This is a genomic window from Burkholderia cepacia complex sp. TUM26381, assembly GCF_057439935.1.
The window spans coordinates 2,507,678-2,520,168 of sequence record NZ_CM172006.1; the positions used below are offsets into that span (position 1 = coordinate 2,507,678).

Here is a 12,491-nt window from a genome sequence, read left to right on the forward strand (position 1 = left end):
CCGCCGTTCGCGCGCAAAACGTCTAAGCTTAAGGTCGGTTCCGTTACGCAGGAGATTCGCATGCACTATCGACGGCTAGGCCGCTCCGGCCTGCAGATCAGCGAGCTTTCCCTCGGTTCGTGGGTGACATACGGCAACCAGGTCGACCAGCGGGTCGCGCGCGAATGCCTCGCCGCGGCACGCGATGCGGGCGTCAATTTCTTCGACAACGCCGAGGTCTACGCCGGCGGCAAATCCGAGGAAATCATGGGTCAGGCGCTCAAGTCGCTCGACTGGCCGCGCGTCAGCTATATCGTGTCCACGAAGTTCTTCTGGGGGCTCGCGGAAGCGCCGAACCAGTACCACACGCTGAACCGGAAATACCTGTTGAATGCACTCGACGGCTCGCTGCGCCGGCTGCAGCTCGACTATGTCGATCTCGTCTATTGCCATCGCCCCGATCCGAACACGCCGATCGAGGAAACCGTGTGGGCGATGAGCGACATGATCGCGCGCGGCAAGGCGCTGTACTGGGGCACGTCGGAATGGAGCGCCGACGAGATCCGCGCCGCATGCGAGATTGCCGAGCGGCATCACCTGCGCAAGCCGGTCGTCGAACAGCCGCAGTACAACCTGTTCCACCGCACGCGGGTGGAGCAGGAATATGCGCGGCTCTACGACGATTACGGTCTCGGTCTCACGACCTGGAGCCCGCTGGCATCGGGCCTGCTTACCGGCAAGTACCGCGACGGCGTACCGACCGGCAGCCGCGCGCAGTTGCAGGGCTACGACTGGATGCGTGAACGCCTGACCGACCGGACCGCCAACGACATCGTCGAACGGCTCGGCGGGATCGCGGCCGAACTCGGCTGCAGCACGGGCCAGCTCGCGATCGCGTGGGTGCTCGCGAATCCGCGCGTGAGTTCGGTCATCACCGGTGCATCGCGGATCGAACAGATCGGCGACAACATGCGCGCGATCGACGTTGCCGCGAAGCTGACGCCGGATGTGAAGCAACGCATCGAGGAACTGGTCGGCGACGCATACGAGTAAGGCGACTTGCGGCCACTCGCGTACAATACGCGGCCGCATCGGCGCCCGGCCTGACGGCCGCGCACGATCGACCGCTTTCATCGATTCACCTTTCGTTTCAGGCAGCCAGCCATGCTCAGTTATCGTCACGGTTTTCACGCAGGCAACCACGCGGACGTGCTCAAGCACGCCGTCGTCGTCCAGCTGCTGCGCTACCTGAACAAGAAAGACAAATCGTACTGGTACATCGATACGCACGCAGGTGCCGGCGTGTACTCGCTGCGCGACGGCTACGCGGCGAAGACGTCGGAATTCGACACCGGCATCGGCCGGCTGTGGAACGAAAGGAATCTGCCGGAAGCGCTGGGCGAGTATGTCGACGAAGTCCGCGCGCTGAACGACGATGGCGAGCTGCGCTTCTATCCGGGTTCGCCGTACATCGCATGGAGATCGATGCGCGAGCAGGATCGCATGCGCCTGTTCGAAATGCACACGACCGAAATCGACGTGCTGCGCCACAATTTCCGCGACGCGGGACGGCGCGCGATGATCTTCGCCGGCGACGGTTTCGAAGGGATCAAGGCGCTGCTGCCGCCGGCGCCGCGACGTGCACTCGTGCTGATCGACCCGTCCTACGAGGACAAGAAGGACTACGCGCGCACGGTGAGCTGCGTGACGGAATGTCTGAAGCGATTCGCAACGGGCTGCTATGCGATCTGGTACCCGCAGGTCACGCGGCTGGAGTCACAGCGCTTTCCCGAGCAGCTGAAGCGCCTGCAACCGAACAACTGGCTGCACCTGACGTTGACGGTATCGAATCCACCGACGGATGGCTTGGGCCTCTTTGGCAGCGGGATGTTCATCCTGAATCCGCCGTACACGCTCGCGCAGAGCATGAACGAGGCACTGCCCTATCTGGTCGAGACGCTGGGACAGGATAGCGGCGCCCGCTTTCAGATCGAGCAACGCGGCAACTGACCGGGCAACCGGCCGTTACTGCGGCCTCGGCGCGAGCCTCGGCTGGTTGGCTGGCTGCCCGCCCCATGCGGGAACGTTGATATACGGCGCGACGAACAGCGGAACCGACGTGTTCGGCGCCTGCCCGGCCGGGGCGCGCATGCCCGCCGGCTCGACGATCGGCTCCGAGGACAACGGGGCCGTCTGCAACACCAATCCGCCCTTGCCGTCCTGGATACCACGTTGCGTATCGAGAACCAGCGGTTTGGACGACGTCGCGGCACCGGCCGCGAGGCCATGGACAAGCACGGCCGCGCCCAGCACGAGACGCGCGCGGGCACGGCGACGCACATCGAGACGCAAACGCATGATCGTGTCCTTCAGGATGAAAAGCAGGCTCATACCATAGCGCTGCACTGACGATTTCGCCAGATCCGGCGCACAAAAAAACAAAGCCCCGTCAAATACGGGGCTTGCTTATCGTTCGGTGCCACACGGCACCTGACGGTGACTCCGATTACAGCGAGTAGCCGTTGGTTTCGAGCGAGCGGATGCGGCTCTCGAGCTGGACGATGTCCGACGACGTGGCGAGGTAAGCCTCACGGCGCTCACGTTCTGCGGATTCGAACCAGTTGCTCAGCTTTTCGACGATGTAGGCAATCATGACATTCTCCAAGGAAGAGGGACCCCTGGTGAACCGAGATTCAGGGATTTCCCGTATAGGGTTATCCCGAATTATAGCGATGCCGCACCAAGATGCTAGTGAAATACTTGCATGGAAACCATTCCAGAATGGAATGATCGCCCATCAACACACTGTAACCCATTGATTTTTATAGCTATTGAATCGAAGCCCATTTTGAGGCTCGAGGGCGCGCACTAATTTGGTTCAACGATGGGGTCGGCGAGGCGCGCCAAAATCGGGCATTCGGGCCGTCCGTCACCATGGCAGTGCGCGGCCAGGTCGGCCAGCGTGTCGCGCATGTCGCTCAGCTCCGCGATGCGTTTGTCGAGTTCGGCCACGTGCTCGAGGGCGATCGACTTCACTTCGGCGCTCGCGCGGGAGCGATCCTGCCAGAGCATCAGCAGCTTGCGGATATCCTCGACGAGAAAGCCAAGCCGCCGGGCCTGGCGAATGAAGCGCAGGATGTGGATTTCGTCCGCGCCATAGATCCGATAGCCGGCATCGGTCCGCTTGCTCGGTGCAAGCAGGCCAACCTGTTCGTAGTACCGGATCATTTTTGCGCTGACTCCGGATTCGCGCGACGCGTCGCCGATATTCATTCCCTGCCCTCTCCATCAAGCCCCGGTTTCGACCGTGAACGTCGACGAATGCAATCGCCGACGACACTTCGATCGTATCAAATCACGTGACTTCGTTCCGCGATGAAGGCCGGCAAGCAGGATGGAAGGTGGTCGAATGTGGCGCGTGGCGTGGATGCGACCCTCGGTCCGAATCGACGCCCGTCGGCGCCGCAGCGCCGGGCGCATTTCGCGTGGCCGGCATCGCACATTTCTGTCGCTCAAATGCAAAAACCCCCGCCTTTCGGGCGGGGGTTTCTGGCTTAGGGAGCCTGACGATTACCTACTTTCACACGGGAATCCGCACTATCATCGGCGTAGAGTCGTTTCACGGTCCTGTTCGGGATGGGAAGGGGTGGGACCGACTCGCTATGGTCATCAGGCAAAGAGGGTTGTTGTGCTGGCTTCGCAGCACAACCAATCTTGGAAGAAGCAGTAATTTTGAGTTGTGTGTATCACACACGAGAATCCAACTTGTCTCGTCTTGCTACGCAGGTCGCCGGCACTTCAACCGGCGCTCCGCATCGATCAGCTTCGCTGCTCGATGCTCTGCGTGGGATGCTCGTAAGTGCTGAAGCACTAACGATCATCGACACAAGGCAGACTTGTTATAGGATCAAGCCTTACGGGCAATTAGTATCAGTTAGCTGAACGCATTACTGCGCTTACACACCTGACCTATCAACGTCCTGGTCTCGAACGACCCTTCAAGGGGATCTAGTCCCCAGGGATATCTCATCTTAAGGCGAGTTTCCCGCTTAGATGCTTTCAGCGGTTATCTCTTCCGAACATAGCTACCCGGCGATGCCACTGGCGTGACAACCGGTACACCAGAGGTTCGTCCACTCCGGTCCTCTCGTACTAGGAGCAGCCCCCTTCAAATATCCAACGCCCACGGCAGATAGGGACCAAACTGTCTCACGACGTTTTAAACCCAGCTCACGTACCTCTTTAAATGGCGAACAGCCATACCCTTGGGACCGGCTACAGCCCCAGGATGAGATGAGCCGACATCGAGGTGCCAAACACCGCCGTCGATATGAACTCTTGGGCGGTATCAGCCTGTTATCCCCAGAGTACCTTTTATCCGTTGAGCGATGGCCCTTCCATACAGAACCACCGGATCACTATGACCTGCTTTCGCACCTGCTCGACTTGTCGGTCTCGCAGTTAAGCACGCTTATGCCATTGCACTATCAGCACGATTTCCGACCGTACCTAGCGTACCTTCGTACTCCTCCGTTACGCTTTGGGAGGAGACCGCCCCAGTCAAACTGCCTACCATGCACTGTCCCCGACCCGGATCACGGGCCAAGGTTAGAACCTCAAACAAACCAGGGTGGTATTTCAAGGACGGCTCCACCGAAACTAGCGTTCCGGTTTCATAGCCTCCCACCTATCCTACACAGATCGGTTCAAAGTCCAATGCAAAGCTACAGTAAAGGTTCATGGGGTCTTTCCGTCTAGCCGCGGGTAGATTGCATCATCACAAACACTTCAACTTCGCTGAGTCTCGGGAGGAGACAGTGTGGCCATCGTTACGCCATTCGTGCAGGTCGGAACTTACCCGACAAGGAATTTCGCTACCTTAGGACCGTTATAGTTACGGCCGCCGTTTACCGGGACTTCAATCAAGAGCTTGCACCCCATCATTTAATCTTCCGGCACCGGGCAGGCGTCACACCCTATACGTCCACTTTCGTGTTTGCAGAGTGCTGTGTTTTTATTAAACAGTCGCAGCCACCAGTTTATTGCAACCCCTTCACCCTTTGCCCGCAGGGGCATCAAGCTACAAGGGCGTACCTTATCCCGAAGTTACGGTACCAATTTGCCGAGTTCCTTCTCCCGAGTTCTCTCAAGCGCCTTAGAATACTCATCTCGCCCACCTGTGTCGGTTTGCGGTACGGTCATCGTTAGACTGAAGCTTAGAGGCTTTTCTTGGAACCACTTCCAATTGCTTCGCTCCCTAAGGAGCTCGCGCCACACCCTTGAATTCCGCGCCCGGATTTGCCTAAGCGCCTTCTCCAATGCAGCGACCGGGACTTCCAACACCCGGACAACCTTCCGCGATCCGTCCCCCCATCGCATCTAACAATGGTGCAGGAATATTGACCTGCTTCCCATCAGCTACGCATTTCTGCCTCGCCTTAGGGGCCGACTCACCCTACGCCGATGAACGTTGCGTAGGAAACCTTGGGCTTACGGCGAGGGGGCCTTTCACCCCCTTTATCGCTACTCATGTCAGCATTCGCACTTCCGATACCTCCAGCACGCTTTTCAACGCACCTTCGCAGGCTTACGGAACGCTCTCCTACCATGCGTGCAAAGCACGCATCCGCAGCTTCGGTATATAGCTTAGCCCCGTTACATCTTCCGCGCAGGACGACTCGATCAGTGAGCTATTACGCTTTCTTTAAAGGGTGGCTGCTTCTAAGCCAACCTCCTGACTGTTTTAGCCTTCCCACTTCGTTTCCCACTTAGCTATATTTGGGGACCTTAGCTGGCGGTCTGGGTTGTTTCCCTCTTGACACCGGACGTTAGCACCCGATGTCTGTCTCCCGTGATTGCACTCTTCGGTATTCGGAGTTTGCTATGGCGGGGTAATCTGCAATAGACCCCCCAACCATGACAGTGCTCTACCCCCGAAGGTGAGACACGAGGCACTACCTAAATAGTTTTCGGAGAGAACCAGCTATTTCCAAGTTTGTTTAGCCTTTCACCCCTATCCACAGCTCATCCCCTAACTTTTCAACGTTAGTGGGTTCGGACCTCCAGTACGTGTTACCGCACCTTCATCCTGGCCATGGATAGATCACTTGGTTTCGGGTCTACGCCCAGCAACTGAACGCCCTATTCGGACTCGCTTTCGCTACGCCTGCCCTATACGGTTAAGCTTGCTACTGAACGTAAGTCGCTGACCCATTATACAAAAGGTACGCCGTCACCCCTTACGAGGCTCCGACTGTTTGTATGCATGCGGTTTCAGGATCTATTTCACTCCCCTCCCGGGGTTCTTTTCGCCTTTCCCTCACGGTACTGGTTCACTATCGGTCGATCACGAGTATTTAGCCTTGGAGGATGGTCCCCCCATCTTCAGACAGGATTTCACGTGTCCCGCCCTACTTGTCGCACACCTAGTTCTTTCATACTGTTTTCGCCTACGGGGCTATCACCCGCTATGGCCGCACTTTCCAGAGCGTTCGGCTAACAATACAAATAAAGAGTGCAAGGCTCATCCCATTTCGCTCGCCACTACTTTGGGAATCTCGGTTGATTTCTTTTCCTGCGGTTACTTAGATGTTTCAGTTCACCGCGTTCGCTTCGCATGGCCTATGTATTCAGCCATGGATACTCCAAAAGGAGTGGGTTTCCCCATTCGGACATCTACGGATCAAAGCTCGTTTGCCAGCTCCCCGTAGCTTTTCGCAGGCTACCGCGTCCTTCATCGCCTGTGATCGCCAAGGCATCCACCACATGCACTTGTTCGCTTGACCCTATAACGAGTCTGTCTCATCTTTCGACGCTACAGTCGCTACAGGTTGAGTTCTCGCATTTGTGCCGTATTCCAATTGAGTCAAACATAGAGTTCGAATCATCTTGAGATACATCGATACAATCACAACCCGGATAGTTTTCACGTCCATCTCAAGACGCTTCCGCTATCCAAATTACTTACTTCTTCCAGATTGTTAAAGAACGACAGCCGATATCTATTGATATCCTCTGACTGGCTCAATCGCCAATGCAAAGCGCTCGCTGAATTTTCAGCAAACTCTTAGCATTGAGGATTGGTGGAGGCAGACGGGATCGAACCGACGACCCCCTGCTTGCAAAGCAGGTGCTCTCCCAGCTGAGCTATGCCCCCATGTACAGATGACCTCAGGTACCTACAGTCAGACAAGACATTGGTGGGTCTGGTTGGATTCGAACCAACGACCCCCGCCTTATCAAGACGGTGCTCTAACCGACTGAGCTACAGACCCCTGAGTCTGTCTTTAAATTTACAGCCGATAAGCGTGAGCGCTCAACTTTGCGAGAAGCTCTAGAAAGGAGGTGATCCAGCCGCACCTTCCGATACGGCTACCTTGTTACGACTTCACCCCAGTCATGAATCCTACCGTGGTGACCGTCCTCCTTGCGGTTAGACTAGCCACTTCTGGTAAAACCCACTCCCATGGTGTGACGGGCGGTGTGTACAAGACCCGGGAACGTATTCACCGCGGCATGCTGATCCGCGATTACTAGCGATTCCAGCTTCATGCACTCGAGTTGCAGAGTGCAATCCGGACTACGATCGGTTTTCTGGGATTAGCTCCCCCTCGCGGGTTGGCAACCCTCTGTTCCGACCATTGTATGACGTGTGAAGCCCTACCCATAAGGGCCATGAGGACTTGACGTCATCCCCACCTTCCTCCGGTTTGTCACCGGCAGTCTCCTTAGAGTGCTCTTGCGTAGCAACTAAGGACAAGGGTTGCGCTCGTTGCGGGACTTAACCCAACATCTCACGACACGAGCTGACGACAGCCATGCAGCACCTGTGTATCGGTTCTCTTTCGAGCACTCCCACCTCTCAGCGGGATTCCGACCATGTCAAGGGTAGGTAAGGTTTTTCGCGTTGCATCGAATTAATCCACATCATCCACCGCTTGTGCGGGTCCCCGTCAATTCCTTTGAGTTTTAATCTTGCGACCGTACTCCCCAGGCGGTCAACTTCACGCGTTAGCTACGTTACTAAGGAAATGAATCCCCAACAACTAGTTGACATCGTTTAGGGCGTGGACTACCAGGGTATCTAATCCTGTTTGCTCCCCACGCTTTCGTGCATGAGCGTCAGTATTGGCCCAGGGGGCTGCCTTCGCCATCGGTATTCCTCCACATCTCTACGCATTTCACTGCTACACGTGGAATTCTACCCCCCTCTGCCATACTCTAGCCTGCCAGTCACCAATGCAGTTCCCAGGTTGAGCCCGGGGATTTCACATCGGTCTTAGCAAACCGCCTGCGCACGCTTTACGCCCAGTAATTCCGATTAACGCTCGCACCCTACGTATTACCGCGGCTGCTGGCACGTAGTTAGCCGGTGCTTATTCTTCCGGTACCGTCATCCCCCGACCGTATTAGGGCCAAGGATTTCTTTCCGGACAAAAGTGCTTTACAACCCGAAGGCCTTCTTCACACACGCGGCATTGCTGGATCAGGCTTTCGCCCATTGTCCAAAATTCCCCACTGCTGCCTCCCGTAGGAGTCTGGGCCGTGTCTCAGTCCCAGTGTGGCTGGTCGTCCTCTCAGACCAGCTACTGATCGTCGCCTTGGTAGGCCTTTACCCCACCAACTAGCTAATCAGTCATCGGCCAACCCTATAGCGCGAGGCCCGAAGGTCCCCCGCTTTCATCCGTAGATCGTATGCGGTATTAATCCGGCTTTCGCCGGGCTATCCCCCACTACAGGACATGTTCCGATGTATTACTCACCCGTTCGCCACTCGCCACCAGGTGCAAGCACCCGTGCTGCCGTTCGACTTGCATGTGTAAGGCATGCCGCCAGCGTTCAATCTGAGCCAGGATCAAACTCTTCAGTTTAAACCTGTTACTGTTTTCGGTTCAGTTAAGAACCGGTCGCTCACTCAAAGCTGACAGGAATATGAATCACTTCATAAACCTGACTTACTTTAGTGTGAGACTCTTGATACTTTCGCTATCTGATCCGAGGATCAGCTCGCTTCCATCAAGCGCCCACACTTATCGGCTGTTAATTTTTAAAGAGCATTTCTGCGAGGAACTTCGTGTTTCCCGGCAGCGCTGCGTTTTCAGCAGCAGAGAAGCGAGATTATGAACCGTGTTTCGCAGCTCGTCAACAACTTTTTTACTACATCGTTGCGACTGCGGGGCTCAACTTCCTGCACCGCCGAGGCCGCTACCACCGGACCTCAACAGCACTGCTTCCCTTCCTCCCGCGCCGCGTTTCCGTTAGCGCGAAAGAGGCGTGATTCTATGCAGCTCACGCCAATCGCGCAAGGGGTTCGACGCAACTTTTTTACGAACGCTGCAAATTCGGCCGCCCTGCCTTGCCCGGGCACGAGACCGCTTATGGTGCAAAGAACGGACTAGAATATGAGGTTCTTCGCCTCCTTCTATATACGTCTTTAATATGCGCCAGCGAATCGCCAAACGCCTCCCCCCCGATGCCGACAAACTAGTCGGTCTGTCGCTTGCGCTCTTCGCCTCGGGCAGCCGCATCGAGGATCGCTTCTGGGAAGCGAAGCTCGATGCGCTGCTCGCCAAGATTGTCCGCAACGGCAACCAGACCACGCTCGACGCAGCGCTCGACCATCTTCAGCAGAATCATCCCGATGCCTATGGCGCACTCGCCGACATGGCGGAAACGCACAGCGAGTCGCTGGTGATCGAGCACGACGGCCAACCGTACGATGCACTGCTGGTCGCCGTTCCGGTTCTGGCCTGGACGCGCTATATGATCCCGTCGGGTCCGCTCAAGGGCGACGTCGCCGACGCGCTGCGCACGCATCTGCAGGCCCACGTGCTTGCGAACGGCACCCTGGTCGGGCTTGCGCCGTTCCTCTACAGCATCGACCAGTTGCCGCGGCACCACGTGGAAACCTACCGGCTTGCCCAGCAGCTCGCGCATGCGGCGATCAGCCAGCACAACCCGAAGCTGAGCTTCGGCGATCTGCCGGAAACCTCGCCGATCCTGGCCGACCCGCGCTTCCTGCTCGCAGTCGTCGCCGCGCCCGCCGGTGCGTCGCTGTTCCGCTGGCAAGAAGAAGAAAACGGCAGCCGGATCGAGCGCGGCCAGTGCCTCGAGCAATGGACGGCACAAGGCGGCCCGAACCTGTCGATCGCACTGCCCGGCTGCGAGTTCGAATGCCTGCTTCCGGACGCGTACTACTCAGCCTGTCGGGATGCAGACGAGCGCATTCGTCCGCACACCGTTCGAACCGCCATTCGTTATCTTTTCGACACACTTGGTGCGGCGCCGCAGGAGCTGCGCGCGGTGGTCGCCGGCTTCGGCGAACGCCGTATCGACGAGTATCGTGTCGGCTTCACGCGGCGTGCCAGCAACGACGTGATCTACGGTGTCGTGTGGCCGCTCTACGGCCGTGAAAACGGCGACGTCTCGATGGACAGCGCGACGCTCGAGGGCGAAGCGCCGATCGAAGGGCCGCTCGAGGAAATCGTGAGCCTGCTGAAGGAATGCGGCGTAACCGACGTCCGACGGCACGCGGGCCGCTTCGAACCCGAATACTGCGACGACTGCGGCGTGCCGCTCTACGCGGATCCGCTCGGCGAAATCGTCCATGCGGAAATGCCGGAAGACGCATCGCCCGCCCAACCGCACTTCCACTGATCCGCACCGCAGGCCCTGACAGCCTGCCCGCCCGAAGCCGCTTCCGGTTCCTGCCGAAGCGGCTTTTTTCTTGTCCGATCCACCGCCGCCCGAAATTTCGAACATTTCCTAAGCCTTTCAGCCGAGCAGACATCGTGTAAGGTCTTTGTCATTATCGGGGCCAGCACATACCCGACAGCAACTCAATGACTCACCCTTACGGAGGTTGAATATGCGGTTCTTGGTGCTTAACTCAGATGCCGAGCGGCGTGACGGACTGAAGGCCCTGTTGCGGCAGATCGACCGGCACGCCAGCATCAACGATGCGCCGGACAGTTTCCAGGCGCGCCGGCTGCTGCGCACCCAGCGTTTCGACCTCGTCGCGATCGACTGGCTCGACGTGGGCCGGCTCAGCGAGCTTCAGGCGCTCTGCAGTGCGTGCTCGCCGACACCGGTCGCCGTCCTGGTCGACGAGGTGTCGCCTGAAGCGATTCAGCGCTTCTTCCACTACGGGGTCGCGGGCGTGATTCCGCATTCCACGCGGCCACACCTGATCGTGCGCGCGCTCGAGATCGTGCTGCTGGGTGGGCACTACATTCCGCCAGGCGCGCTCAGCCTGTTGCCCTCGGCGGCTGCGGCGCGACACGATGCCCATTTCCAGACGCTCGCCGGCTCGCTTCCCCGTCGCCCGCCGAGCGGCCTCCTGTCGCCGCGGCAAGCGCAGATCATGCGGTTCGTCCACATGGGCAGCACGAACAAGATGATCGCCCGTACGCTCGGCATCAGCGAAGGCACCGTGAAGATCCATCTCGCCAGCATCTTCCAGCAGCTTGGCGCCGCAAACCGCGCCGCCGCGGTCGCGATCTACAACGGCTGGCTGTCACCCCATCTCGAGGTACTACTGGCGAACCGCAGCCGAGCCCGCAAGCCGGCCATCGGCGAACACGGCCCGGCTCCGCTGCGTACACAACGGAACGACCGTCCCTATCCGTTGCCTGCCGCCAATACAGGCACGCAGGACTTGGCGCTCGCTGCCGAGCCGCCTGCACGATTCCGGCGCGGACGCTAGGCAAACAGTCTCGATATTGCGACGGTCGGCATGTGCGGATTCCCACCTTTGATGCTCAACGAGTAATATGAACGCATGGGTTTTCTTTTCACACCGCTTCCGCTCTGGGTTGGCATCGGTGGCTGGATCGCTGCCGTGGCCTTGCTCGCGCTCGCGATCTGGAATCGTCCCTTCGTACGCCTGCAAGACGCCACGCTCCAGCACGTGTGGCTCGCGCTCGTCACCGCGATCGCGGTCCTCTGGGCCTCGAATGCGTGGCTCGAAGATGGCATCGTCATGCATCTGCTTGGCGCAACGCTGCTCGTCACGCTATTCGACTGGACGCTCGCACTGATCGCAATGGGCGCCGTCACGGCGGTTGCCGCGATCATCTTCGACGCGCCGTGGCAAGGCATTGGCCTGACCTATCTGATCTACGGCGCACTGCCTGTCGCTGTGTCGGCGTTGCTGCAGCGCGCCGCGCTCGCATGGCTGCCGCACAACCTCGCGTCATTCATCACCGGCCAGGGCTTCCTGTCGCCGGCCATCGCGATCGTCACAGTCGCCGCCGCGGCCGCCGGTGTTCAGCTCGCGCTCGCGGATGGCGTGCCCGTCGTGATCCCGGCCGGCTATCTGCTGAACACCGCGCTGCTCGCACTCGGCGAAGCGTGGTTCACCGGCATGGCAACGGCACTCATCGCCGTCTATCGCCCCGCCTGGGTCACGACCTTCGACGTCCGACGCTATCGCCTCGGCGGCCCGCGCGCCTGAATTTCCCTCCCGATCGGGGCACCGTCGACGCACGCCCCTTCGACGCATTCCGCAGCGC

8 protein-coding genes, 2 tRNA genes and 3 rRNA genes are annotated in these 12,491 nt (G+C 58.6%); 5 read left to right on the forward strand and 8 right to left on the reverse strand.

What is annotated here, in order from left to right:
• Positions 1-60: 60 nt before the first annotated feature.
• Positions 61-1,032, forward strand: a complete 972-nt coding sequence (locus ACWMMN_RS11730; RefSeq protein ID WP_059233627.1) for a potassium channel beta subunit family protein — start codon at positions 61-63, stop codon at positions 1,030-1,032.
• Positions 1,033-1,143: 111 nt separating this feature from the next.
• Complete coding sequence (locus ACWMMN_RS11735) at positions 1,144-1,989, forward strand: 23S rRNA (adenine(2030)-N(6))-methyltransferase RlmJ (RefSeq protein ID WP_059233626.1); 846 nt, start codon at positions 1,144-1,146, stop codon at positions 1,987-1,989.
• Between the two features lie 15 nt (positions 1,990-2,004).
• On the opposite strand, the gene ACWMMN_RS11740 is transcribed toward ACWMMN_RS11735, so the two are convergent.
• The 8 genes from ACWMMN_RS11740 to ACWMMN_RS11775 form a co-directional block, all read right to left on the reverse strand.
• Positions 2,005-2,370 (reverse strand): hypothetical protein, encoded by a 366-nt coding sequence (locus ACWMMN_RS11740; RefSeq protein ID WP_174994544.1) that lies wholly within the window; start codon positions 2,368-2,370, stop codon positions 2,005-2,007.
• Between the two features lie 115 nt (positions 2,371-2,485).
• Entirely contained in the window at positions 2,486-2,632 is a 147-nt protein-coding gene (locus ACWMMN_RS11745; RefSeq protein ID WP_006478295.1) for a DUF3563 family protein, read from the reverse strand.
• Positions 2,633-2,847: 215 nt separating this feature from the next.
• Positions 2,848-3,252 carry a Cu(I)-responsive transcriptional regulator gene (gene cueR, locus ACWMMN_RS11750; RefSeq protein ID WP_059233625.1) on the reverse strand — a complete coding sequence of 135 codons (405 nt, stop codon included), beginning with the start codon at positions 3,250-3,252 and terminating at the stop codon, positions 2,848-2,850.
• 288 nt (positions 3,253-3,540) lie between these two features.
• Positions 3,541-3,653, reverse strand: a 5S ribosomal RNA gene (rrf, locus tag ACWMMN_RS11755).
• A gap of 229 nt (positions 3,654-3,882) precedes the next feature.
• Positions 3,883-6,764: ribosomal RNA gene (locus tag ACWMMN_RS11760) — 23S ribosomal RNA — on the reverse strand.
• A gap of 295 nt (positions 6,765-7,059) precedes the next feature.
• Positions 7,060-7,135, reverse strand: a tRNA-Ala gene (locus ACWMMN_RS11765).
• A 41-nt stretch (positions 7,136-7,176) separates the two neighbouring features.
• A tRNA-Ile gene (locus ACWMMN_RS11770) sits at positions 7,177-7,253 on the reverse strand.
• A 63-nt stretch (positions 7,254-7,316) separates the two neighbouring features.
• Positions 7,317-8,849, reverse strand: a 16S ribosomal RNA gene (locus ACWMMN_RS11775).
• The 16S, 23S and 5S rRNA genes sit together here with 2 tRNA genes alongside, the layout of an rRNA operon.
• A 568-nt stretch (positions 8,850-9,417) precedes the next feature.
• Between ACWMMN_RS11775 and ACWMMN_RS11780 the strand changes: the two genes are divergently transcribed.
• The 3 genes from ACWMMN_RS11780 to ACWMMN_RS11790 all read left to right on the forward strand — a co-directional run bounded on the left by ACWMMN_RS11780 (position 9,418) and on the right by ACWMMN_RS11790 (position 12,433).
• Positions 9,418-10,635 carry a DUF2863 family protein gene (locus ACWMMN_RS11780; protein ID WP_486422684.1) on the forward strand — a complete coding sequence of 406 codons (1,218 nt, stop codon included), beginning with the start codon at positions 9,418-9,420 and terminating at the stop codon, positions 10,633-10,635.
• 211 nt (positions 10,636-10,846) lie between these two features.
• Positions 10,847-11,683, forward strand: a complete 837-nt coding sequence (locus ACWMMN_RS11785; protein ID WP_486422685.1) for a LuxR C-terminal-related transcriptional regulator — start codon at positions 10,847-10,849, stop codon at positions 11,681-11,683.
• A 75-nt stretch (positions 11,684-11,758) separates the two neighbouring features.
• Positions 11,759-12,433, forward strand: coding sequence for an energy-coupling factor ABC transporter permease (locus ACWMMN_RS11790; RefSeq protein WP_059233622.1), 675 nt, complete (start codon positions 11,759-11,761; stop codon positions 12,431-12,433).
• Positions 12,434-12,491: the final 58 nt, after the last annotated feature.

What these genes read in the sequence shown, in the direction of transcription:
- ACWMMN_RS11790 (WP_059233622.1), top strand. Translation starts at nt 11,759, where the DNA reads ATGGGTTTTCTTTTCACACCGCTTCCGCTCTGGGTTGGCATCGGTGGC.
- ACWMMN_RS11780 (WP_486422684.1), top strand. Translation starts at nt 9,418, where the DNA reads ATGCGCCAGCGAATCGCCAAACGCCTCCCCCCCGATGCCGACAAACTA.
- cueR (WP_059233625.1), bottom strand. Translation starts at nt 3,252, where the DNA reads ATGAATATCGGCGACGCGTCGCGCGAATCCGGAGTCAGCGCAAAAATG.
- ACWMMN_RS11745 (WP_006478295.1), bottom strand. Translation starts at nt 2,632, where the DNA reads ATGATTGCCTACATCGTCGAAAAGCTGAGCAACTGGTTCGAATCCGCA.
- ACWMMN_RS11785 (WP_486422685.1), top strand. Translation starts at nt 10,847, where the DNA reads ATGCGGTTCTTGGTGCTTAACTCAGATGCCGAGCGGCGTGACGGACTG.
- ACWMMN_RS11730 (WP_059233627.1), top strand. Translation starts at nt 61, where the DNA reads ATGCACTATCGACGGCTAGGCCGCTCCGGCCTGCAGATCAGCGAGCTT.
- ACWMMN_RS11740 (WP_174994544.1), bottom strand. Translation starts at nt 2,370, where the DNA reads ATGAGCCTGCTTTTCATCCTGAAGGACACGATCATGCGTTTGCGTCTC.
- ACWMMN_RS11735 (WP_059233626.1), top strand. Translation starts at nt 1,144, where the DNA reads ATGCTCAGTTATCGTCACGGTTTTCACGCAGGCAACCACGCGGACGTG.